19 protein-coding genes and 1 pseudogene are annotated in these 21,706 nt (G+C 71.8%); 11 read left to right on the plus strand and 9 right to left on the minus strand.

The window, feature by feature from the left end; all coding sequences use genetic code 11:
* The first annotated feature begins 8 nt into the window (after nucleotides 1-8).
* The 3 genes from POF73_RS05960 (at nucleotide 9) to POF73_RS05970 (ending at nucleotide 3,688) form a co-directional block, all read left to right on the plus strand.
* Nucleotides 9-1,025 (plus strand): hypothetical protein, encoded by a 1,017-nt coding sequence (locus POF73_RS05960; RefSeq protein WP_272113486.1) that lies wholly within the window; start codon nucleotides 9-11, stop codon nucleotides 1,023-1,025.
* 282 nt (nucleotides 1,026-1,307) lie between these two features.
* Nucleotides 1,308-2,555, plus strand: a complete 1,248-nt coding sequence (locus POF73_RS05965) for an aminotransferase class I/II-fold pyridoxal phosphate-dependent enzyme (protein ID WP_272113410.1) — start codon at nucleotides 1,308-1,310, stop codon at nucleotides 2,553-2,555.
* Nucleotides 2,552-3,688, plus strand: a complete 1,137-nt coding sequence (locus POF73_RS05970) for an MBL fold metallo-hydrolase (RefSeq protein WP_272113411.1) — start codon at nucleotides 2,552-2,554, stop codon at nucleotides 3,686-3,688. Before POF73_RS05965 ends, POF73_RS05970 begins: the two co-directional genes overlap by 4 nt.
* A gap of 95 nt (nucleotides 3,689-3,783) precedes the next feature.
* Here the strand turns inward: POF73_RS05970 and POF73_RS05975 are convergent, their stop codons facing one another.
* The gene (locus POF73_RS05975) at nucleotides 3,784-4,404 is read right to left on the minus strand and encodes a DedA family protein (RefSeq protein ID WP_272113412.1); all 621 of its coding nucleotides are present in this window, start codon (nucleotides 4,402-4,404) and stop codon (nucleotides 3,784-3,786) included.
* Nucleotides 4,401-5,174, minus strand: a complete 774-nt coding sequence (locus tag POF73_RS05980; protein ID WP_272113413.1) for an MBL fold metallo-hydrolase — start codon at nucleotides 5,172-5,174, stop codon at nucleotides 4,401-4,403. The genes POF73_RS05975 and POF73_RS05980 overlap by 4 nt, the downstream gene beginning before the upstream one ends.
* An 84-nt stretch (nucleotides 5,175-5,258) precedes the next feature.
* Between POF73_RS05980 and POF73_RS05985 the strand changes: the two genes are divergently transcribed.
* The 5 genes and pseudogenes from POF73_RS05985 to dnaK all read left to right on the plus strand — a co-directional run bounded on the left by POF73_RS05985 (nucleotide 5,259) and on the right by dnaK (nucleotide 11,047).
* On the plus strand, nucleotides 5,259-5,666 hold the full coding sequence (locus POF73_RS05985; RefSeq protein WP_272113414.1) for a hypothetical protein: 408 nt from the start codon (nucleotides 5,259-5,261) through the stop codon (nucleotides 5,664-5,666).
* Between the two features lie 280 nt (nucleotides 5,667-5,946).
* Nucleotides 5,947-8,004 carry a phage holin family protein gene (locus POF73_RS05990; RefSeq protein WP_272113483.1) on the plus strand — a complete coding sequence of 686 codons (2,058 nt, stop codon included), beginning with the start codon at nucleotides 5,947-5,949 and terminating at the stop codon, nucleotides 8,002-8,004.
* Nucleotides 8,005-8,180: 176 nt separating this feature from the next.
* Nucleotides 8,181-8,521, plus strand: a pseudogene (locus POF73_RS05995) (hypothetical protein); the annotation flags it as partial.
* Between the two features lie 64 nt (nucleotides 8,522-8,585).
* Nucleotides 8,586-9,014 carry an OsmC family protein gene (locus POF73_RS06000; protein WP_272113415.1) on the plus strand — a complete coding sequence of 143 codons (429 nt, stop codon included), beginning with the start codon at nucleotides 8,586-8,588 and terminating at the stop codon, nucleotides 9,012-9,014.
* Between the two features lie 128 nt (nucleotides 9,015-9,142).
* Complete coding sequence (gene dnaK, locus POF73_RS06005) at nucleotides 9,143-11,047, plus strand: molecular chaperone DnaK (protein ID WP_272113416.1); 1,905 nt, start codon at nucleotides 9,143-9,145, stop codon at nucleotides 11,045-11,047.
* Here dnaK and narI read toward each other — a convergent pair.
* From narI to POF73_RS06035, 6 genes are all read right to left on the minus strand, one after another.
* A complete protein-coding gene (gene narI / locus POF73_RS06010; RefSeq protein WP_272113417.1) occupies nucleotides 11,044-11,766 on the minus strand; it encodes a respiratory nitrate reductase subunit gamma in 723 nt (240 codons plus the stop codon). The genes dnaK and narI overlap by 4 nt on opposite strands.
* Nucleotides 11,763-12,257: a nitrate reductase molybdenum cofactor assembly chaperone gene (gene narJ, locus POF73_RS06015; protein ID WP_272113418.1), complete on the minus strand. Its 495-nt coding sequence runs from the start codon at nucleotides 12,255-12,257 to the stop codon at nucleotides 11,763-11,765. The genes narI and narJ overlap by 4 nt, the downstream gene beginning before the upstream one ends.
* Nucleotides 12,257-13,888 (minus strand): nitrate reductase subunit beta, encoded by a 1,632-nt coding sequence (gene narH, locus POF73_RS06020; protein WP_272113419.1) that lies wholly within the window; start codon nucleotides 13,886-13,888, stop codon nucleotides 12,257-12,259. The genes narJ and narH overlap by 1 nt, the downstream gene beginning before the upstream one ends.
* Nucleotides 13,888-17,595 carry a nitrate reductase subunit alpha gene (locus POF73_RS06025; RefSeq protein WP_272113420.1) on the minus strand — a complete coding sequence of 1,236 codons (3,708 nt, stop codon included), beginning with the start codon at nucleotides 17,593-17,595 and terminating at the stop codon, nucleotides 13,888-13,890. Before POF73_RS06025 ends, narH begins: the two co-directional genes overlap by 1 nt.
* A gap of 90 nt (nucleotides 17,596-17,685) precedes the next feature.
* A complete protein-coding gene (locus POF73_RS06030) occupies nucleotides 17,686-18,501 on the minus strand; it encodes an SAM-dependent methyltransferase (protein ID WP_272113421.1) in 816 nt (271 codons plus the stop codon).
* Nucleotides 18,502-18,670: 169 nt separating this feature from the next.
* The gene (locus tag POF73_RS06035; RefSeq protein ID WP_272113422.1) at nucleotides 18,671-19,534 is read right to left on the minus strand and encodes a helix-turn-helix domain-containing protein; all 864 of its coding nucleotides are present in this window, start codon (nucleotides 19,532-19,534) and stop codon (nucleotides 18,671-18,673) included.
* Between the two features lie 241 nt (nucleotides 19,535-19,775).
* Here POF73_RS06035 and POF73_RS06040 point away from each other — a divergent pair, with 241 nt between their 5' ends.
* Complete coding sequence (locus tag POF73_RS06040) at nucleotides 19,776-20,201, plus strand: hypothetical protein (protein WP_272113423.1); 426 nt, start codon at nucleotides 19,776-19,778, stop codon at nucleotides 20,199-20,201.
* Here the strand turns inward: POF73_RS06040 and POF73_RS06045 are convergent.
* Entirely contained in the window at nucleotides 20,183-21,025 is an 843-nt protein-coding gene (locus tag POF73_RS06045) for a helix-turn-helix domain-containing protein (protein ID WP_272113424.1), read from the minus strand. The two genes, POF73_RS06040 and POF73_RS06045, sit on opposite strands and share 19 nt — an antisense overlap.
* Here POF73_RS06045 and POF73_RS46145 point away from each other — a divergent pair.
* Together POF73_RS46145 and POF73_RS06055 are read left to right on the plus strand one after the other, a co-directional pair.
* Complete coding sequence (locus tag POF73_RS46145) at nucleotides 20,930-21,352, plus strand: ADP-ribosylglycohydrolase family protein (RefSeq protein WP_443049432.1); 423 nt, start codon at nucleotides 20,930-20,932, stop codon at nucleotides 21,350-21,352. The genes POF73_RS06045 and POF73_RS46145 overlap by 96 nt on opposite strands.
* A gap of 50 nt (nucleotides 21,353-21,402) precedes the next feature.
* Nucleotides 21,403-21,705, plus strand: coding sequence for a 4a-hydroxytetrahydrobiopterin dehydratase (locus POF73_RS06055; RefSeq protein ID WP_272113425.1), 303 nt, complete (start codon nucleotides 21,403-21,405; stop codon nucleotides 21,703-21,705).
* Nucleotide 21,706: the final 1 nt, after the last annotated feature.

The following is a 21,706-nucleotide window of genomic DNA, read 5'->3' on the forward strand; positions in this document are numbered from 1 at the left end:
TTCACCCCATGCGCCGCACCGCCCGTGCCCTGACCGTCGCCGCCCTGGCGGGTGTCGTCCTGGGCTTCGCCGCCTCGGCCGCCCTGGGGGACCCGGCCGCGGAGGTCAGCCCCGGCAGCGTCGCCCCGGGCGGCAATGTCACCGTCTCGGTCACCTGCGACGCCCTCGACGCAGACGCGCCCGCAACCCTGGACGCCACGTCGCAGGCGTTCGAGGAGGGCACTGTCCGGCTGAAGCGGGTCTCCGGCAACGACGAAAAGGCCGCCGGACCCGCCTACGAAGGCACCGCGCGTGTCCCCCCGGCCGAGAACTTCGAGGGCGACCCGGACGCGGCCGGACCGGACTCCACGTGGACCGTCGACGGCACCTGCCCGGCGGCGGGCGGCGGGGAGGGCAAGGAGTGGAGCGCGACCTTCACTGTGGCCCGTGAGAACGGCTCCGGCGGTGGCGGCAAGGGCAGCGGGGAGGGCGGCTCGGGCGGTGCCGGGGCGGCCGGCAAGGGCGGCGCTGACGGCGGCAAGGACGAGATGGGGGGTGACCAGGGCGGCTCCGGCGGTGGCGTGGGGGGCAGTACCGAAGGCGGCGGGATCGAGGAGGGCGGCACCGAAGGCGGCGGCATCGAAGGCGGCGGCATCGAAGGCGGCAGCCGTCCCTGCACCGAGGCCGACTCGGACTGGACCGGAGCCGATGAGTCCCAGGCTCACTCGGGCAAGTCCGAAGGCGGCGGGACCGGGTCCGACCGGGGCACGGCCGACGCCGACAAGACCGAGCCGAACGCGGAGGCGACCGAGCCGTACTGGGAGGCAAGCGGGCTCCACTCCGGCGGGAGCGACGCGTCCGGCAAGAGCGAGTCGCCCGAGCAGGACTGCGACAGCGCCGGCGCCGAGCACGGTGTGGAGGCCGGTGCGGGCGGTACCTTCACCGACTCAGTCCCCGCGCTGGTCGCCGGCGGCCTGCTGATCGCGGGCGCGTTCGGGGGCGCGATGTACCGGCTGCGCCGCAAGACGCCCACCACGGAGGACTGATCCGTAGGGCCACCCCGGGAACAGGCGCAACCCGGGCGGCCAACCGTGTAATTGCGCCACGATGGGTACGCACAGCGAAGGGCGAAGGGCGAAGGGCGAAGGGCGAAGGGCGCAGAGCGAAGAGCGAAGAGCGAAGGGTGCAGAGCGTGGGGATACGCGACGTACCGTGCGGCTTCCGCACCGTGAACGCCTCAGTGCCCGCCCACGCAACGCCGCCCTCAGCCCTCACGGAGCACCGGACGACGACGAACCAGCACGGCACCAGGCACAGCGGAGGCACGGATGCGCCGGACGGACCTCGAAGGCCATGGCCCCGTCCGCTACGGGCCGCCGCTCCCGGACGACGGGCTGCCCGTGCTGCCCGAGCTGGCCGCCGTGCTCGCCGCGGCCGCGGGCCGTGCCGAGAGCGAACCGATCGGCGGTGGCACCGCGCTCCTGGAGGCGGCCTGCGGCTACTGGGGCCGCCGCGGCCTGCCGACCGGGCCCGAGCGGGCGGTGGCCGCTCCCGGCGCCCCCGCGCTGCTGCTCGCGCTGACCTTCGCGCTAGGCGGCGACGTCCTCGTGCCTCGGCCCTGTGCCGCCTGGTGGGCGCCGTACGCACGCCTGCTGGGCAGACCCGTCTTCCATGTGGCGACACCGGCCGAGTGCGGTGGGGTGCCGGATCCGTACGCCCTGCTGGAGACCGTCCGCAGAGTACGCGCCGAGGGCGGTGATCCACGCCTGCTGGTGCTGTCCGTCGCCGACGATCCCACCGCCACCGTGGCCCCTCCCGAGGTGCTGCACGAGACGCTGGAGGCCGCCAGCGGCGAGGGGCTGCACCTGGTCAGCGACGAGACCTGGCGCGACACCGTGCACGCCCCGCACGACACGGTGCTGGTCAGCCCCGCCGAGATGCTGCCCGAGCAGGTCACCGTCGTCACCGACCTGGCCGGGTCGCTGCTGCCGTCGGGCTGGCCGGCCGCGGTCGCCCGGTTCCCGCCGGGCGAGGCCGGAGACAGCCTGCACGCGCGCGTGCTCGACGTGCTCACCGCACTCGGCGCCCGTGTCGCAGGCCCCGTCGCCCTCGCGGCCGGGTACGCACTGGCGGAACCCGAGTCGGTGACCGCGCGGGTCTCCGCCGCCGTACGCCTGCACGCGCGCGTGGCCGCCGCCGCGCACGCCGCCGCCGTGGGAGCGGGCGCCCTGGCCCGGCCCCCGCAGGCCGGGCGCCATCTGTACGTCGACCTCGGCCCGCTGCGCGCCGGTCTGTCCGCGCACGACGTGGGCGATGCGCAGGACCTGGAGGAGTTCCTCGCCGCCCGGCTCGGCATGCCCGCGCCGGGCGGGCACCGCTTCGGCGACGACCTCGGGGCGCTGCGCGTGCGGCTGTCCACCGGACCGCTGCTGGAGGGCACCGACGAGGAGCGCGCGGAATGCATGAGTTCGCCCTCGCCGTTGGAACTGCCACAGGTGCAACGCGCGCTGATCCATCTGAAGTCGGTCTTCGACGATCTCCGCGACGACGCTCAGCGATGGGAGCCTCCGCGATGACGCAGCAGTCCGAGTCGACCACCACGCGTACGACCGTCACGAGCACGAGCACGAGCACGAGCACGAGCACGAGCACGAGCACGAGCACGAGCGCGAGCGCGAGCAGGCAGGAAGCCGGCGCCCCGGCGCGCCCGTCCCGCTTCGCGCCCCAGTACCCGCCGCTCGCCGCACCCCGCCCGCTGTACGAACGCCGGGTGTGGCCGCGTACCTTCCACGACCGTCTCACCGCCCCGCTGCCCGGTTTCAAGACCCTCGCCCGCTTCGCCCGCGAGGGCGCCGTACGCCCCGGCGACGAGGGCCTCGCCGACATCCCCCGGCTGCCCTTCGAGCCCGGCCCGCTGCCCCGCGTGGACGCGCGCACGATCGCCGTCTCCTGGGCGGGGCACGCCAGTTGGGTCGTGCGGATCGGCGGACTGACCGTCCTCACCGACCCGGTCTGGTCACGCCGCATCCTCGGCACCCCGGCCCGCGTCACCCCCGTCGGCATCGCCTGGAGCGCCCTGCCGCGCGTGGACGCGGTCGTCATCAGCCACAACCACTACGACCACCTGGACGCCCCCACCCTGCGCCGACTCCCGCGCGACACCCCCGTGTTCGTCCCGGCGGGCCTCGCCGGCTGGTTCAGGCGCCGCCGGTTCACCCGGGTCACCGAGCTGGACTGGTGGGAAGCGGCCGAACTGTCCGGTGTCCGCTTCGACTTCGTCCCCGCCCACCACTGGTCCAAGCGCACCCTCCTCGACACCTGCCAGAGCCTGTGGGGCGGCTGGGTCCTCACCGCGCCCGACGGGCAGCGCGTCTACTTCGCCGGCGACACCGGCTACGGCCACTGGTTCACCCGCATCGGCGAGCGCTACCCCGGCATCGACCTCGCCCTGCTCCCCATCGGCGCCTACGACCCCCGCTGGTGGCTCAGCGACGTCCACTGCGACCCGGAGGAGGCGGTGCGCGCGGCTGAAGATCTGGGGGCACGGAGGATGGCCCCGATGCACTGGGCCACGTTCGTGCTGTCGGCTGAGCCGGTACTGGAACCGCTCACGCGGGTGCGTGCGGCATGGGACAAGGCGGGGCGCGACCGGGAGGACTTGTGGGACTTGCCGGTTGGTGGCTCCCGCGTGCTTGACATCGCCGGGTAAGGGTCAGACCCCGAGGGGCGCGGGGCCGTATCGATATGCGGCTCCGCCGCGTGGGCGCGAGCAACCACACACCACCCGCACTCCGCAACAAGACGTCATCGGGCAGATCGAACCCGCTTCCAAAGGCTCGGCGCCACACTGATCACCAAGGTCAGCGCCACCGCAGCCACCACACCTTCCCACGGCTCCGGGAACAGCGAGCCCCCAAGAATCCCGATCAACTGATACGTCACCGCCCACGCGAGGCAAGCGGGAAAGTTCCCACGGGCGAACCTCTGCATCGGCCACTTCGCCAGCAGACACGCCAGCATCACCGGCAGCCGCCCCGCAGGCACCAGCCGGGACAGCACCAGCACGGCAACACCGTGCGCGGCGAGCCTGTCCTGCGCCTGTGTGAGCCGCTCCTCCGGTGCCCGCGCGCGGATCGCCTCAAGCCAGCGCGAGCCGTTCTTCGAGCCCATGCCGCGCCGCCCCAGCCAGTACAGCGTCACATCGCCGAGAAACGCGGCCGTGGACGCCGTCACGAACACCAGCGCCAGCGAGAACGGCGCCGTCTGGTGAAACGCCACCACCGCCGCCGAACTCACCAGCGCCCCCGTCGGCACGACCGGCACCAGCGCCCCGATCAGCACCAGCAGGAACAGCGACGGATAGCCGATCGCCTGCTGCGTCGACTCCGGCGGAACCGTCGTCGCGGTGGCGGCCAGCAGCGTCACCGGGCCACCTCCAGGCGCACACGCCCGCCGTGCGCGAGCCGGTGCACCGACACGCCGGGCGCACGCTCGGCCGCGAGGCGCGCGAACTCGTCGCCGGGTGCGTGGAATTCGTGGGGACGCACGGCATCCATGCCGATCGGCCAGTAGGTGCCGAAATGCACCGGCACGGCGCTGCGCGGCGACAGCCGGGCCAGTGCCTCGGCCGCCCGTGCCGCGTTCAGATGGCCGTCCCCGAGATACGGCCCCCAGCCGCCCACCGGCAGCAGCGTCACGTCGACCGGCCCGACCTCCTCGGCCATGGCATCGAACAGCCCGGTGTCTCCGGCGAAGTACGTGCGCCCCTCGCCCTCGACGACATAGCCGAGAGCGGGGGAGCGGTGCGGACCGAAGGGCAGCCGGCGTCCGTCGTGCCGGGCGGGCACGGCCCGTACCGTCAGCCCGCCCACCGACACCACGTCCCCGGGGGACATCTCGGTCACCCGCAGCCCCGTGAGGCGGCGCAGGCCCGGCACCGCGCGGGGCGCGCCGGCCGGCACGAGCAGTCGGGTGCCCGGCGCCAGCCTCGCGAGGGACGGAACATGCAAGTGGTCGGCGTGCAGGTGGGAGACGACGGCGACGTCGGCCCGCCAGGCGTCGGGCGGTGGCAGTGCGCCCCGGCGGCGCCGGAGGTGCGCCAGGCGGCGCGCGAACAAAGGGTCGGTGAGAACGCGCACGTTCGAGTCCTCGACCGTGCAGGTGGCGTGACCCCACCAGGTGATCTCCACCGGCACCTCCTTTGCCTCCTTCGCGCGACTCCCCGAAGCGTACGGGCTGGAGTAGGGTCGGCGGCGAAACCCGGAGGTGAGGGGGACGCCATGGGGCCATCCATAGTGCGCGTCACGGCGATCGCCAGTCTGACGCCGCTCGAAGAACTGGACGCCGACCCCTTCCTGGTGGACTCCCGCAGCCAGCACGCGATGTGCGCACACTGGGCCGCCGAACACGGGTACGTCATCGCGCGTGAGCTCCTCGTACGAGGGCTGCGGGCCGACCACAGCGTGCTGTGGGAAGGCGTCCGGCCCGGCCTCGATCTGTTCGTGGCGCCCAGCCGCAGGGTGCTGGAGAGCGCGCTGTCGTCCGTCGAGGAGTTCACCGCGGAGTGCGCACGGCGCGGGGTGCGGGTGGAGACGGTGGGGCGGGCCGAGCCGTTGTACGACGCGCAGATGAAGGCCCGGGTGCACCGTCGGCTGTCGATGCCGACGGCGGGGTACGACGGACGCTAGGCGCTCCGCCGAGGGGGCCGGGGTGGGGCGTCTTTTGGCCGCGGCGCCGTGAGGGTTGGTCGCGCTCGCGCGGCGGAGCCGCATATCGATACAGCCTCGCGCCCCTTTCAGGGGCGCTGCCCCAGCGCAGGCGACAAAGGGAACTGGTGGGCACCTGGGACCGTTGTGTCAGGCTGGGGGCGTATAGGCCCGTTTCGGGGCGGTGGGCCGGACGTGAGGTGGGCTGGGCGTGCGTGGGCGTTGGCGGCGGATTGCCAGTCAGGTCGGGCGGAGCGTGGCCGTGTGGGCCGTCTCCACCGTGACCATGCTCGTGCTCGCCGGGATCCTGCCGGACTTCCAGTTGCAGTCGGCGGACGGTGACAGCGCCACCCGGATCGCCATCACCGCGGCCCTCGGCGCCGGCGCCTTCGGTCTGCTCTCCGCGCTCGTCTGGCCCCTGCTCGTACGGCTGCTGCTGCTCGTGCCGGCGCTGGTCCTCGGCCTGCTGGTGTTCTTCCTCAACGGCTCGCTGCTCATCGTCGCCCTGCGCCTCGTGCCCTCCGGCGACAGCGAGGCCGCCCCCGAGACCGCCGTCATCGTCGCCGCCGTGATGTCCGCCGTCGCCTCCGCCACCGGCGCCGCCCTGGCCGTACGGGACGACGACGCGTACCGGCGCCGGCTGTACCGTCTGGCCGACCGTCGGCGCAGAGCCCTGCCACCCGGCCCGTCCAGCCCCGGCACCGTCTTCATCCAGCTCGACGGCGTCGGGCACGACGTCCTGCTCGCCGCCGTCGGCAAGGGCCTGATGCCCACCGTCGCCCGCTGGCTGGGCGATCACACCGGCCGCCCCGACCGCACCGACGGCACCCGGCCCGGCGCCGCCCCCACCCACCGCCTCACGCCCTGGCGCACCGACTGGTCCAGCCAGACCGGCGCCAGCCAGCTGGGCATCCTGCACGGCAGCAACCACGACGTCCCCGCCTTCCGCTGGTACGAGAAGGCCGGCCGCGAGGTCGTGGTCTGCAACCGCCCCACCAGCGCCGCCGAACTCCAGCGCCGCGCCGTCGACCGCACCGGCGACGGCGGACTGCTCAGCGTCGACGGCGCCAGCCGCGGCAACCTCTTCAGCGGCGGCGCCGACGAGCAGGCCCTCGTGCTGTCCATCGCCACCAAGCGCCGCGGCCGCCGCAACCGCTCCCGCGCGGGCTACTTCGCCTACTTCTCCGACCCGGCCAACGCCGTCCGCACCGCCCTGTCCTTCATCGCCGAGGTCGGCCGCGAGATCGGCGAGTCCACCCGGGCCCGCGCCCGCAAGGTCCGGCCGAGGGTCTCCCGCGGCGGCCTCTACCCCTTCGTCCGCGCCTTCGCGACCGTCGTCGAGCGGGACGTCGTCGTCGCCGCGGTCATGGGCGACATGCTCGCCGGCCGCACCGCCGTCTACGCCGACCTCGTTGCGTACGACGAGGTGGCGCACCACTCCGGGCCGTGCAGCCGCGACGCCGAGAAGGTCCTCGAACGCCTCGACCGGGCACTGGCGTTGATCGAGAAGGTCGCCGAGCACGCGCCGCGGCCGTACCGGATCGTCGTGCTGTCGGACCACGGGCAGAGCCCCGGCGAGACCTTCCGCGCCCGCTACGGCCTCGGCCTCGGCGAACTGGTGCGGGCCGGCTGCGGGCTGCCCGTGCCGCGCAAGGCTCGGCGCACCCACAGCGGTGCCGAGGCCCGCGCGGCCGTGCGCGCGGCGCTGCGCCGTCCCGTCGAGGAGGGCGGCGAGCAGCACCGCCCCGCGCGCCGCCGTTCCGAGCCGATCGTGCTGGCCTCCGGCAACCTCGGGCTGGTCTCCTTCCCGGACGTGCCGCACCGGATGACCAGGGAGGAGATCGACGCCCGCCACCCGGCCCTGCTCACCACCCTCGCCAACCACCCCGGCGTCGGCTTCCTGCTGGTCCGCAGCGAGCAGCACGGCGGACTCGTGCTCGGCGCGTACGGCGCGGAGATCCCCCTGGACCGGCTGGACGCCGACCCCGGGCCGTTGGAGGTCTTCGGGCCGGGCGCCGCCGACGCCGTACGCCGGACGCACTCCTTCCCGAACACCGCCGACATCATGGTCAACTCCTTCCACGACCCGGCCGACGGCGAGGTCCTCGCCTTCGAGGAGCAGATCGGCTCGCACGGCGGTCTCGGCGGGGCACAGGGCAGACCCTTCCTGCTGTCGCCGCTCATCTTCTCCACGCCGGTCGGCGACGGGGAGGACCTCGTCGGCGCCGAGCACATCCACCGCGTACTGCGCCGCTGGCTGCGTGAATCGAACGGTCCCCAGGTGCCGCTGACACGAAGCCAGGACCAGCGGGCCGCCTGATCACCCGGCCGGACCGCCCCTGGGGGCGCCGCCCCCTCGTACCCCCATGAACGAAGGAGCGGCTCTCACGGAGGACCGTGCCTCAACGTGTCACCGCCGGGTGGTCTTGCCCAGGGCACATTCCGGCCAGGTAAGCGCGGCTTCGAGGGATCGGCTCCGCCGGGAAGGCCGAGGAGATGCCCCAAGGCCTGCTGTACGACGCACGGTTCACCGGACTGTCCGCGGAGGAGGTCCACGACCGCATCGCCGGCAGCAGGAGCGCGGCTTCCGGCCCGGCGGTCCGGTCCAGGAGGTCCGCGCGCTCAGCCGTCCGCCGCTGCCGTGGGACGCCCGACTGGCCCGCTGGTTCGACGAGTTCGTGCAGCGCGCGGACGACTTCCCGCCGGGTGCTCCCGTCCTGGTCGGCACCGACGGCTGGTGCGATGTGCTGCGGGTGCGGCGCGAGCACGCGTATTGGATTGCGCAGAGGCGTCGACTGCCGTTCACCCCGCGTGGGCCGGTCTTCCGGGTGCAGTGAGGCGGAGTGTGATCGGATGGGGGCACGGACCCAGGAAACGGGCCCCCACGCGAAAGGAAGAACCGTGGCTACCACGCGCTCCGCACACACCGTCTGGGAAGGCAGCCTGCTTGAGGGCAACGGTGTCGTCAACTTCGACTCTTCCGGTGCCATCGCCGCACAGCCGGTCACGTGGGCCTCGCGCTCCCAGGACGCGAACGGCAAGACCAGCCCGGAAGAGCTGATCGCCGCCGCGCACTCCAGCTGCTTCTCCATGGCCCTGTCGCACGCCCTCGCGGGTGCCGGCACCCCGCCCACCAAGCTGGTCACCTCGGCGGACGTGAGCTTCCAGCCGGGAGAGGGGATCACCGGGATTCACCTCACCGTCGAGGGGACGGTTCCCGGTATCGACGATGAGGCGTTCGTCGCCGCGGCGGAGGATGCCAAGAAGAACTGCCCGGTGAGCCAGGCTCTGACGGGCACGACCATCACCCTGTCGGCCAAGCTTGGCTGAGCAGAGGGCCTGAGCGCTTGCTCAGGCCCCGTTTGGCCCCCTTCCGGTAGGTCACCCGTCCCATTGACAAGAACCCACTCAAGTTTTGTGCTGGAGTTCAAGAGGTGCCCTGGCGGAAGGGGACAGCGATGGCACGCGCGGTCGGAATCGATCTCGGGACCACGAACTCGGTGGTCGCCGTTCTGGAGGGCGGCGAACCCACTGTCGTCGCCAATGCGGAGGGGGCCAGGACCACACCTTCGGTCGTGGCCTTCGCCAAGAACGGCGAGGTGCTCGTGGGGGAGGTGGCCAAACGGCAGGCGGTGACGAACGTCGAGCGCACCGCCCGTTCCGTGAAGCGGCACATGGGTGACGGGAGCTGGCGGTTCCCCGATCAGGGCGACATCGACGGCACCCGCTACCGGGCGCAGGAGCTGTCCGCCCGGGTGCTGCAGAAGCTGAAGCGGGACGCCGAGTCCTATCTCGGCGAGGACGTCACCGACGCGGTGATCACCGTCCCCGCGTACTTCGACGACGCCCAGCGGCAGGCCACCAAGGAGGCCGGGGAGATCGCGGGCCTGAAGGTGCTCAGGATCATCAACGAGCCCACGGCCGCCGCCCTCGCCTACGGCCTCGACCGCGGCGAGGAGCAGACAGTACTGGTCTTCGACCTCGGCGGCGGCACCTTCGACGTCTCCCTGCTGGAGATCGGCGACGGCGTCATCGAGGTCAAGGCCACCAACGGCGACACGCATCTCGGCGGCGACGACTGGGACCAGCGGGTCGTCGAGTACCTCGTGAAGAAGTTCAAGGGACAGAACGGCATCGACCTCGGCAACGACAAGATGGCCCTGCAACGGCTTCGCGAAGGTGCCGAGAAAGCCAAGATCGAGCTGTCCAGCTCCTCCGAGACGACGATCAACCTGCCCTACATCACCGCCTCCGCCGCGGGCCCCCTCCACCTCGACGAGAAGCTGACCCGCGCCCAGTTCCAGGAACTCACCGCGGACCTCCTCGACCGCTGCAAGACCCCCTTCCACCAGGCCGTCAAGGACGCCGGCATCAAGCTCGCCGCGGTCGATCACGTCATCCTCGTCGGTGGCTCCACCCGGATGCCCGCCGTCACCGACCTGGTGAAGGAACTCACCGGCAAGGACCCGCACAAGGGCGTCAACCCCGACGAGGTCGTGGCCGTCGGCGCGGCTCTCCAGGCGGGTGTCATCCGCGGCGACGTCAAGGACGTCCTCCTGCTCGACGTCACCCCGCTGTCCCTCGGCATCGAGACCAAGGGCGGCATCATGACCAAGCTCATCGAGCGCAACACGACGATCCCGACCCGGCGTTCGGAGATCTTCACGACCGCCACCGACAACCAGCCCTCGGTCGGCATCCAGGTCTACCAGGGCGAACGTGAGATCGCCGCGTACAACAAGAAGCTCGGCGTCTTCGACCTGACCGGTCTGCCGCCCGCGCCGCGCGGGGTGCCGCAGATCGAGGTCGCGTTCGACATCGACGCCAACGGCATCATGCACGTCTCCGCCAAGGACCTGGCCACCGGGCGCGAACAGAAGATGACGGTCACCGGCGGCTCGGCGCTGCCGAAGGACGACATCGACCGGATGATGCGGGAGGCCGAGCAGTACGCCGAGGAGGACCGCAGTCGCCGCGAGGCTGCGGAGACCCGGAACCAGGCCGAGCAGCTCGTCTACCAGACCGAGAAGTTCATCCGCGACAACGAGGACAAGGTCCCGGCGGACACCAGGACCGAGGTCGAGTCGGCGGTCACGGACCTGAAGCAGCAACTGGAGCAGAACGCCGATACGAACGCCCTGCGCACCGGCATCGAGAAACTCGCCACCGTCAGCCAGAAGATGGGCCAGGCGATGTACGCCCAGGCCCAGCAGGCGCCGACGGACGCCGGCCCGGGCACGGCCACGGGCACTGAGCAGACCTCACCGCAGGACGACGACGTGGTGGACGCGGAGATCGTCGACGACGAGAAGGAGCAGAAGGACCAGCGGGACCACAGGGACCAGACGGGCGGGGCGGCCTAGGAACCGGTCCTCTCCCAGCCCCGCTTCTCCGGCCGCGGCCCCAGCTGTCGGGGGTCGCGGCTCCGGTACACCACGTACGGCCGGAACAGGTACTGCACCGGCGCGCTGAACATGTGCACCAGCCGGGTGTACGGCACCAGCGCGATCAGCGCCATGCCGATCACGGCGTGGATCTGGTACAGCACCGGCACGCCCGCCATCCGGTCGAGGTCCGGCTGGAGCGTGAAGAGGCTGCGGGCCCAAGGGGCGATGGACTGCCGGTAGTCGTAGCCGTCGCCGGAGGAGTGGGCCAGTTTCGCGACCATGCCCATCGCGATCGCCGCCAGCAGCACCACGTACATGAGCTGGTCGTTGACCGTCGTCGCCCGGAACACCGGTGCGTTCGTCCGGCGGCGGTAGATCAGCAGCACGATCCCGGCGACCGTCAGGATCCCGGCCGCCGTACCGCCGTAGAGGGAGAACAGGTGGTAGGTGTGCTCGCCGACGCCGAGCGCGTCCGTCCAGGACTGCGGGACGAACAGGCCGATCAGATGGCCCACCAGCACGAACAGGATGCCGTAGTGGAAGGCGGGCGAGGCGATGTTCAGCAGCTTGGACTCGTAGACCTGCGAGGAGCGGGTGGTCCAGCCGAACCGGTCGTAGCGGTGGCGCCAGATCAGGCCGGCGACGAGGAGGGCGAAGGTGACGTACGGCAGGACGCCCCAGAGGAGTGTGGTCATGAGCGCACTCCCGAGTGTGCGGTCGGCAGTGTGGCGCATACGGCGTCCAGGACGGACGCGTACGGAGTCCCGAAGTCGGTGAGCCGGGAGCGGAGCTGCTCCAGGGCGTCCCGGTGTTCCAGCAGGAGGTCGGTGCTGCCGGTGCGGGCCGCGAACTCCAGGACCGCGGGCAGGAAGTCGGGCAGCTCCTCGCCGGTGAACTCCAGGCCGTGTGCGCGGTAGAGCTCCTTGAAGCGGAGCAGCGACATGCCGCGCCGCCGGGTGTCCCCGTCCTGCCACCAGCTCAGGTACAGGCTGTGGCGGTTGTTGAGGTCGAAGACCTCGACGTAGTGCGCGGCCAGGTCCTGCGGGGGAGTGACCGCCGCGTGGTCGGTGAACTCCCGCAGTTGCGGGGCGGCTTCCCGCAGCAGCGGCAGCCGGGCGCGGAAGTCGTCGTCAGGGTAGGTCAGGCAGAGCGCGGCCGCCTGGTAGAGCACCTCGAAGGAGGGCATCAGGACTCCTCGGAGTCGGCTGTGGGGGCTGTGTCGGCCGCTACGGCCGTGTCGTCCGCGGTCTGCCGTCTGCGCAGGGCGTGGAAGTTCTCCACCGTCACCAGCGGCAGCAGCTTGCGGCCCGAGTCCTGGCCGAAGGGGCCGTCCCCGCCCATCCCGGGACCGCCCTCGAAGTCGAGGCTGCACCCCTGTGGGAGCGCCGACTCCTCCAGGCGCCGGGCGTCCCCGACGGCCGCCGTCGGAATCACGTACCGGTCCTCGTACTTGGCGATCGCCAGCAGCCGGTACATCTCCTCGATCTCGAACCGTCCCATGCCCACGGCGGACGCCGTCGACGGGTCCGGCTCCTCACCGAGGTTGATCGCCCGCATGTGGGCGCGCATCGCGGCGAGCTTCTCCAGCGAGGACCGCACCGGGCCGACGTCACCGGCCGTGAACAGCTCCGCCAGGTACTCCAGCGGAATGCGCAGCGTGTCGATCGCGCCGAACAGGTTGTCCGCGTCCTCCCCGTCGTGCCCGGTCTCCGTCAGCGCCTCCACGACCGGGGAGAGCGGCGGGATGTACCAGACCATCGGCATCGTCCGGTACTCCGGATGCAGCGGCAGCGCCACCCGGTACTTGCTGATCAGCGCGTGCACGGGGGAGCGGCGGGCGGCCTCCAGCCAGTCGTAGGGGATCCCCGCGTCCTCGCAGGCCCGCCGCACCCCGGAGTCGTCGGGATCGAGGAAGACGCCCAACTGCGCCTCGTACAGGTCCTGTTCGCTGCGCACCGAGGCGGCGGCCGTCACCTTGTCGGCGTCGTACAGGATCACCCCGAGGTAGCGCAGCCGGCCCACGCAGGTCTCCGAGCAGACCGTCGGCAGACCGACCTCGACCCGCGGATAGCACAGGGTGCACTTCTCGGCCTTGCCGGTGCGGTGGTTGAAGTACACCTTCTTGTACGGGCATCCCGTCACGCACATCCGCCAGCCCCGGCACCGGTCCTGGTCGACCAGGACGATGCCGTCCTCCGCCCGCTTGTACATCGCCCCCGACGGGCACGACGCCACACAGGACGGGTTGAGGCAGTGTTCGCAGATGCGCGGCAGATAGAACATGAAGGTCTGCTCGAACTCGAACCGCACCTTGTCCGAGGCCTGTCTGCGCGCCTGCTCGACCATCGGGTCGAGGTCACCGTGTGCGGGTGCGCCGGCGAGGTTGTCGTCCCAGTTCGATGACCACTCGATCTTCATCGGTTTGCCGTCGAGCTGCGAGATCGGCTGGGCCACCGGGAAGTCCTCGCCGAGCGGGGCGTCGGTGAGGTTCTTGTAGTCGTACGTCCAGGGCTCGTAGTAGTCCTTGATCTCCGGGAGTTCGGGGTTGGCGAAGATCCCGGCGAGCTTGCGGAACCGGCCGCCGGCCTTGAGCTTCAGCGCGCCTCGCCGGTTCAGTTCCCAGCCGCCCCGCCAGCGCTCCTGGTCCTCGTAGCGGCGTGGGTAGCCCTGGCCGGGGCGGGTCTCGACGTTGTTGAACCAGACGTACTCCATGCCCTGCCGGTTGGTCCACGCCTGTTTGCAGGTGACCGAGCAGGTGTGGCAGCCGATGCACTTGTCGAGGTTCATGACCATCGCTATCTGGGCCATCGGGCGCATCAGTACTCGACCTCCTGGCTGCGGCGGCGGATCACCGTCACCTCGTCGCGCTGGTTGCCCGTCGGGCCCAGGTAGTTGAACGCCCAGGACAACTGGGCGTAGCCGCCGACGAGATGGGACGGCTTGAGGATCAGCCGGGTCAGCGAGTTGTGGATGCCGCCGCGGCGGCCGGTGGTCTCGGTCTTCGGGACGGCGACCGTGCGTTCCTGCGCGTGGTGCATGTAGACGGTGCCGGGTGGCATCCGGTGCGAGACGACGGCCCGCGCGACGACCACGCCGTTGCGGTTGACCGCCTCGATCCAGTCGTCGTCCACGACGCCGATCGCGTCCGCGTCCTGCGGGGACATCCAGATGTTCTGGCCGCCCCGGGAGAGGGCCAGCATGAACAGGTTGTCCTGGTACTCGGAGTGGATGGACCACTTGTTGTGCGGGGTGAGGTAACGGACCGTCACCTCCTGCTGCCCGTCCGGGCCGAGCCGCGGTTCGCCGAACAGCTTGTTCATGTCCAGCGGCGGCCGGTAGACGGGCAGGGCCTCGCCGAGCTCGTGGATCCAGTCGTGGTCGAGGAAGAAGTGCTGGCGGCCGGTGAGGGTGTGCCAGGGCTTGAGATGCTCGGTGTTGAGGGTGAAGGCCGTGTAGCGCCGCCCGCCCGACTCGCTGCCCGACCACTCCGGCGAGGTGATCACCGGCACCGGCGCGGCCTGCGTGTCCGCGTACGTGATCCGCCTGCCCTCGTGCTCGGCGGCCAGGTGTGCCATCTCCTGCCCGGTTCGCGCCTCAAGGGTGCGGAAACCCTGGGTGGCCAGACGGCCGTTGGTGGTGCCGGACAGGGCGAGGATGGTGTTCGCCGCCTTCACGGCCGTGTCGAGGCAGGGGCGGCCGTCGGCCGTCACACCGTTGAGGTGCCTGAGGTCCTCGACCTCCTGGTCCGGCTTCAGCGTGATGCCCTTGGCGGGCAGGCCGAGCTGCTCCACCAGCGGGCCCAGCGCCGAGAACTTGGCGCCGATCGCGGTGTAGTCCCGCTCCACGACGGTCAGGTTCGGCATGGTCCGGCCGGGCACCGCAGCGCACTCCCCGCGCCGCCAGTCCAGGACGACCCCGCCCGGCTGGGCGAGCTCGCCCGGGGTGTCGTGCTGGAGCGGGGTCGCCACCAGGTCCTTGCGTACGCCGAGATGGCCGACGGCGAGTTCGCTGAGCCGCTCGGCCAGCGCCTTGAACGTGTCGAAGTCGGTGCGCGCCTGCCACGGCGGATCCACGGCCGGGGTGAAGGAGTGCACAAAGGGGTGCATGTCCGTGCTGGACAGGTCGTGCTTCTCGTACCAGGTGGCGGCGGGCAGCACGACGTCCGACAGCAGCGTGGACGACGTCTGCCGGAAGTCCAGCGACAGCAGCAGGTCGAGCTTGCCCTCGGGCGCCTCCTCGTGCCAGGTCACCTCCCGCGGCCGTACGTCCTCGGGCGCCTCCTCCGCCTGCAGCGAGGAGTGGGTGCCCAGCAGATGCCGGGTGAAGTACTCCGCGCCCTTCGCCGAGGAGCCCAGCAGATTGGCCCGCCACAGCGTCAGCACCCGCGGCCAGTTCTCCGGCGCGTCCGGGTCCTCGCAGGCGAACTTCAGGGTCCCGGCGCGCAGTTCGGCCACCGTCCTGGCCACCGGATCGCCGAACACCTCGCCCAGCTCCAGCGGATTGCGGTCGAAGGTCGGATACGACGGCATCCACCCCACACGCGCCGACAGCGCCAGACAGTCCGCGCCCGTCATCCCCCGGAACCGGCCCGCACCCAGCGGGGAGGTCAGCACGTCGGCCGTGAAGCGGTCGTAGCGCCACTGGTCGGTGTTGAGGAACCAGTACGCCGTGCCGATCATCTGGCGCGGCGGACGAGACCAGTCCGACGCCGCCGCGAGCGTCGCCCAGCCGGTCACCGGACGGCACTTCTCCTGGCCCACGTAGTGCGCCCAGCCGCCGCCGTTGCGGCCCTGGCAGCCGGTGAGCTGGAGCAGGGCGAGGAAGGCGCGGTAGATCGTCTCGGAGTGGAACCAGTGGTTGGTGCCGGCGCCCATCAGGATCATGCAGCGGCCCTCGGACCGCTCGGCCGTCCGCGCGAACTCCCGGGCGATCCTTGCGCACTTGGCCGCCGGAACGGAGGTGTGCACCTCCTGCCAGGCGGGGGTGCCGGGCGCGTCGGCATCGTCGTACGACGAGGGCCAGCGGCCCGGCAGCCCGGGCCGTGCCACCCCGTACTGGGCGAGCAGCAAGTCGAAGACCGTCGTCACCAGCGGCCCGTGCACGCCGCCCAGCTTCGTCGCCGGGACACCACGGCGTACGACGTCCCCGCGCCCCTGTCCGTGCGCCCCGCCCTCCGTGTCGAACCGGGGGAGCAGCACCTCGACACCGGCGGCGACCTCGCTGCCGTACAGGCTCAACTGCGGGCGTATGTCGCCGAGTTCGAGGTTCCACTTCCCCTTTCCCGACTCGGTCCAGCGAAAACCCAGGGAGCCGTTCGGGGCGACCGCGCGGCCCGTCGCCTCGTCCAGGACGACCGTCTTCCACTCGGCGCCCTCGCCCTCCTGGCCCAGGTCCGAGGCGCGCAGGAACTTCGCGGGGACATGGGCGCCGTCCCGGTCCTCCAGGGTGACAAGGAAGGGCAGGTCGGTGAACCGGCGGACATAGTCCGCGAAGAAGGGGGTCTCCCGGTCGACGAAGAACTCCTTGAGGACGACGTGGCCCATGGCGAGGGCCAGGGCGCCGTCCGTGCCGGGGTGCGGGTGGAGCCACTCGTCGGCGAACTTGGCGTTGTCGGCGTAGTCGGGAGCGACGACCACGACCTTCTGGCCCCGGTAGCGGGCCTCCGCCATCCAGTGCGCGTCCGGCGTGCGGGTCACCGGGACGTTCGAGCCCCACATCATCAGATACGCCGCGTCCCACCAGTCGCCCGACTCCGGCACGTCGGTCTGGTCGCCGAAGACCTGCGGGGAGGCCACGGGCAGATCGGCGTACCAGTCGTAGAACGACAGCATCGGGGCGCCGATCAGGGAGTGGAAGCGGGCGCCCGCCGCGTGCGACACCATCGACATCGCGGGGATGGGGGAGAAACCGGCGACGCGGTCGGGGCCGTACGTCTTGATGGTGTGGACGTGGGCCGCGGCGACCAGCTCGACCGCCTCGTCCCAACTCGCCCGCACCAGGCCGCCCTTGCCGCGCGCCCGCTGGTAGCGGCGGCGACGCTCGGGGTCGCTCTGGACGTCCGCCCAGGCCAGGACCGGGTCCTGCAGGCGTTCCTTCGCCTCGCGGTACATCTGGAGGAGCACACCGCGGACGTACGGGTAGCGGACCCGGGTGGGGGAGTAGGTGTACCAGGAGAAGGCGGCGCCGCGTGGGCAGCCGCGGGGTTCGTACTCCGGGCGGTCCGGGCCGACCGACGGGTAGTCCGTCTGCTGCGTCTCCCAGGTGATGATGCCGTCCTTGACGTACACCTTCCAGCGGCAGGAGCCGGTGCAGTTCACGCCATGGGTGGAGTTCACGACCTTGTCGTGGCTCCAGCGGTCCCGGTAGAAGGCGTCCGCCTCCCGCCCGCCGGTCAGCTCGACGCTGTGCAGATCGGGCGCGGGCGTGCCGGGCCGGAAGAACCTGCCGGCCTTCAGCAGCGCCGCACCCGGCTCGGCGGGCGGCGGCTCGGCGGGCGGGGTGGGCGGTATCCGGGTGTCGGTCACAGGCGCTCCCTTAGCTTGCCCTCGGACAGGCCCTGGTCACGAACCTAGGGCGGGGCGAGGGAGCGCACCCGTTCACGGCACCCGTACGGGTCAGACCTTGCGGGCGACCCCCGCGTACACCGGCACGATGCCCTCCGCCTGGGCCGCCACGTCCTCCGGCTCCGGACGCCAGCCGTAGACGGGGATGACGCCGGGGCCGAGCAGCTCCAGACCGTCGAAGAAGCGGGAGAACTCGGCGAGCGACCGGGGGTGGAAGGGCGTGCCGCTGCGCCGGAACTGGTTCGCCGCCTGCTCGATGGCCTCCGGGCTGAGGTCCGGGGTGACCTGGGAGAGGATCAGGTAGCTGCCCGGGGCGAGTGCGGCGACGTACCTCCGGAGCAGGCCGTACACGTCGTCGCCGTCCGGGTCGTCGTCCAGGTAGTGGGTGAGCGCTACCAGCGAAAGCGCGACCGGCTCGGTGAGGTCCAGGGACTCGCCCGCCCGGTCCAGCAGGGCGTCGATGTCACGGACGTCGGCGTGCGCGTAGTCGGTGCCGCCCTCGGCGGTGCCGTTCAGCAGGGCTTCCGCATGCCGCAGCACGATCGGGTCGTTGTCGGCGTACACCACCTTGGACTCGGGCGCGACGCCCTGCGCCACCTGGTGCAGGTTGGGCTCGGTGGGGATGCCGGTGCCGATGTCCAGGAACTGGCGGATCCCGGCCTCGGCGGCGGTGCGCACGGCCCGGTGCATGAACCGGCGGTTGGCGCGCGCCCCGCGCAGCACCGTGCCGTCCACGGCGAGGATCCTGCGGGCCAGCTCCTCGTCCACCGGGTAGTTGTCCTTGCCGCCCAGCCACCAGTCGTAGACGCGGGCCGGGTGCGGCCGGCTGGTGTCGAGGCGGGCGGGCAGGGACTCGGATCCGGTCATGCGGTGTGTTCTCCTCGGGGCTCGAATCGGGCTCGTGTGCCGTCGTGGACGGGTCGTACGCGGACAGGTCGTACGCGGGGGCCGGAAAGGTTGCCGTACGGGGGGGGGAGGTACATCCCGGAGCCGGAGCCGGAGCCGGAGCCGTGGCCGGTCGGCGCACTCGGGTGGCTCAGATGTCGTCGCGGAGTTCCCGCAGGATCCTCCTCGTGCGCGCGGCCGACGCGGCGGCCGTCGACATGTGGTCCAGCACCTCCAGATGCGCGGCGACCTCCGTGCGGGAGTCCAGGTACAGGGCGCCGGTGAGGTACTCGGTGTAGACCATGTCGGGCAGCTCGGGCTCGGCGAAGCGGAACAAGGCGAAGGGCGCGTACGTCCCCGGGTGCGGGCCGGAGGAGAACTCGGCGATCTGCAGCGTGACGCGGTCGCGCTCGGCGAACTCCAGCAGCTTGTCCAACTGGTCGCGCATCACCTCGGCGCGGCTGCTCACCGGGCGCCGCAGCACCGTCTCGTCCATGATCACCCACAGATGGGGCGGGTCGGGCCGCTCCAGCAGCCGCTGCCGCTCCATGCGCAGCGACACATGCCGCTCGATGGTCTCCGGCCCCGCCTGCCCGATCGTCCCCGCCTCCATCACGGCACGCGCGTAGTCCTCGGTCTGCAGCAGGCCGGGCACGAAGTGCGGCTCGTAGGAGCGGATGATGCGGGCGGCGCCCTCCAGGCTGACGTACAGACTGAACCAGTCCGGCAGTACGTCGTGGAACCGCTGCCACCAGCCCGGCTGGTTGGCTTCCTCGGCCAGCGCGACGAACGCCGCCGTGTCGGCCTCGGGTACGCCGTAGGTCTCCAGCAGTACCTGCACGTACGGGATCTTCAGGGCGACCTCGGCTGTCTCCATACGGCGTACGGTCGCCGAGGCCACCCGTAGGACGCGTGCGGCCTCGTCACGGCCCAGGCCGGCCGCCTCCCGCAGTTCCTGCAGGCGCTTTCCCAGCACCACCTGGCCGACGGTGGGCGCGGGTCGCCGCTCACTCACGCCACGCCTCCCCTACGCGCCGAAAGTACGCGGAGCAGTGTGTCATGTTCCGGTTACGGACTCACCGGGTCGGCGGTGAGACGCTCGTTACGGGGCGGGCGGCGCTGCCATTACCCGGCGGGTAATCGACCTCCCCGCCTTTCCGCGAGAGCGTTGAGACACCGGGTTCCGGGGCGGCGCACGCCGAACCGGGGCCCGGGTCCCACCACCGCAACCCGACCTCGACGGAGGGTGATTCGTCATGTCCGCCACCTCGCTCGCCGCGCTCGCCCGGACCTCCGACCCGCAGACCGCGCTGCGCCGTTTCCTGGCCATGGACGCCGTGGTGACCGGGGCGAACGGGCTCGCCTACCTCGCCGTCCCCGGTCCGCTGGGGCGTCTGTTCGGCGTCGACTCGGCGCTGCTGCTCGTGCTCGGCGCGTTCCTCACCCTGTATGCGGCCGCCGTCGGCTTCCTCGCCTCCCGGGCCCGCCCCGCCGCCTTCCCCGTGCGTGCCGTGATCGAGGCCAACCTCGGCTGGGCCGTCCTGAGTGTCGTCGCCCTCCTGGTGTGGCTGTCGCCGAGCACGGCGGGCGCGGTGTGGACCGTGTTGCAGGCGCTCACCGTCGCCGGGTTCGCCGGGTTGCAGTACGCGGCGCTGAAGGCACGTCAGGACATCAGCGACTGAAGGTACTTGACCGTCGCCGGGTCGGCCGGGAGGAGTGTCTCGATGGCCAGCTCGGCGACGGTCACGTCCATCGGTGTGTTGAACGTGGAGATGGAGGAGATGAAGGACAGGACGCGGCCCTCGTGCTCGATCTGCATCGGCAGCGCGAAGTAGGGGACGGGGGCCGGTTCTTGATCTGTCCCGGGCGGCTCCTCCGCCGGCACCGGATACGCCGCCACCTCCTCGTACAGCCGCCGCAGCGGCTCGGAGCGGCGCAGCGCGATCTGCCGGTCCATCTGGGCGAGCAGATGCCCGCGCCACTCCCGCAGGTTGCGGATGCGCGGCGCGAGACCCTCCGGGTGCAGGGTCAGACGCATCGCGTTCAGCGGGGGCTTCAGGAGGTGCTCGGGGATGCCGTCGAGGAGCATCAGGATGCCGCGGTTGGCCGCGTGCACGTGGTACATCGCGTCCACGACGAGGGCCGGGTAGGGCTCGTAGCCCTGGATCAGCTGCTCCATGCCCGCGCGCAGCGCGTCCAGCGCCGGGTCGTCCAGCGGGGTCTCCGGGTAGCGCGGGGCGTAGCCCGCGGCCAGCAGCAGCGCGTTGCGCTCGCGCACCGGCACCTCCAGGTGCTCGGCCAGCCGCAGCACCATCTCCTCGCTCGGCCGTGAACGGCCCGTCTCGATGAAGCTGATGTGCCGCGCCGAGGAATCGGCCCGCAGCGCCAACTCCAGCTGACTGACCCGCCGTTGCTCCCGCCAGGCCCGCAGCAGGGGGCCCACGCCCTGCTCGGCGGGGGTGGAGGCGGTGACGGACGCCGCGTCGGCGGACGGGACAAGGGTCATGAGTACGACCGTAGCCGAGGAGCCCGCCGAACGAACGAGCCGTGGCCTCCGAGGGGGGGCTCATCCCCCAGGCCGCCCTCCGTCGCGGACGCCCTGCCGCCGGCCGTCAACCACTGCGGTGACAGCGACTCCACCGGCTCCGTCCGCGGCAACCTCCCGGGCGCCCGGTACGGCGACCACGGCCTCCCGCGCGAATGGCCGGAACGGGTCGAGGGCCGGTCGCGGATCGCCGCGCTCGCCGACGACCCGGCGGCCGCAGGTGTCCGCGGACGGCCGTCGGGGAACCCGTCTGACCAGGACCGCCGCGCCTCGGCTGTGGCAGGCTGAGGGCGAACCCTCCCGGGGACGGACCCTCCCGTGCAGGAAGGAGCGAGGCCATGCCCCTCGAACCGCTGTCGCAGAAGGAGATCGAGGACCGGCTCGCCGAGCTGCCGGGCTGGTCGCAGGAAGGCGACCGCATCGCCCGCGCCTACCGGCTCCCCTCGCACTTCGCGGCCACGGCGATGGTCGTGCACATCGCCCAGGTCCAGGAGGAGCTCGACCACCACTCCGACCTCACCCTCGGCTACAACACGGTGTCCCTCACGGTGAACACCCACACCGTGAGCGCCGTGACCGAGCGGGACTTCAAGCTCGCCCGCAGGATCGAGGACCTCGCCGCCGGTCACGGAGCGCATTGAC

Origin of the sequence: Streptomyces sp. HD (assembly GCF_028369295.1) — a bacterium.
Lineage (GTDB): Bacteria > Actinomycetota > Actinomycetes > Streptomycetales > Streptomycetaceae > Streptomyces.

What these genes read in the sequence shown, in the direction of transcription:
- POF73_RS06030 (WP_272113421.1), bottom strand. Translation starts at nt 18,501, where the DNA reads ATGACCGGATCCGAGTCCCTGCCCGCCCGCCTCGACACCAGCCGGCCG.
- POF73_RS05960 (WP_272113486.1), top strand. Translation starts at nt 9, where the DNA reads ATGCGCCGCACCGCCCGTGCCCTGACCGTCGCCGCCCTGGCGGGTGTC.
- POF73_RS05985 (WP_272113414.1), top strand. Translation starts at nt 5,259, where the DNA reads ATGGGGCCATCCATAGTGCGCGTCACGGCGATCGCCAGTCTGACGCCG.
- narJ (WP_272113418.1), bottom strand. Translation starts at nt 12,257, where the DNA reads ATGCCCTCCTTCGAGGTGCTCTACCAGGCGGCCGCGCTCTGCCTGACC.
- narI (WP_272113417.1), bottom strand. Translation starts at nt 11,766, where the DNA reads ATGACCACACTCCTCTGGGGCGTCCTGCCGTACGTCACCTTCGCCCTC.
- POF73_RS06055 (WP_272113425.1), top strand. Translation starts at nt 21,403, where the DNA reads ATGCCCCTCGAACCGCTGTCGCAGAAGGAGATCGAGGACCGGCTCGCC.
- dnaK (WP_272113416.1), top strand. Translation starts at nt 9,143, where the DNA reads ATGGCACGCGCGGTCGGAATCGATCTCGGGACCACGAACTCGGTGGTC.
- POF73_RS06045 (WP_272113424.1), bottom strand. Translation starts at nt 21,025, where the DNA reads ATGACCCTTGTCCCGTCCGCCGACGCGGCGTCCGTCACCGCCTCCACC.
- POF73_RS05965 (WP_272113410.1), top strand. Translation starts at nt 1,308, where the DNA reads ATGCGCCGGACGGACCTCGAAGGCCATGGCCCCGTCCGCTACGGGCCG.
- POF73_RS05970 (WP_272113411.1), top strand. Translation starts at nt 2,552, where the DNA reads ATGACGCAGCAGTCCGAGTCGACCACCACGCGTACGACCGTCACGAGC.
- narH (WP_272113419.1), bottom strand. Translation starts at nt 13,888, where the DNA reads ATGCGCCCGATGGCCCAGATAGCGATGGTCATGAACCTCGACAAGTGC.
- POF73_RS06040 (WP_272113423.1), top strand. Translation starts at nt 19,776, where the DNA reads ATGTCCGCCACCTCGCTCGCCGCGCTCGCCCGGACCTCCGACCCGCAG.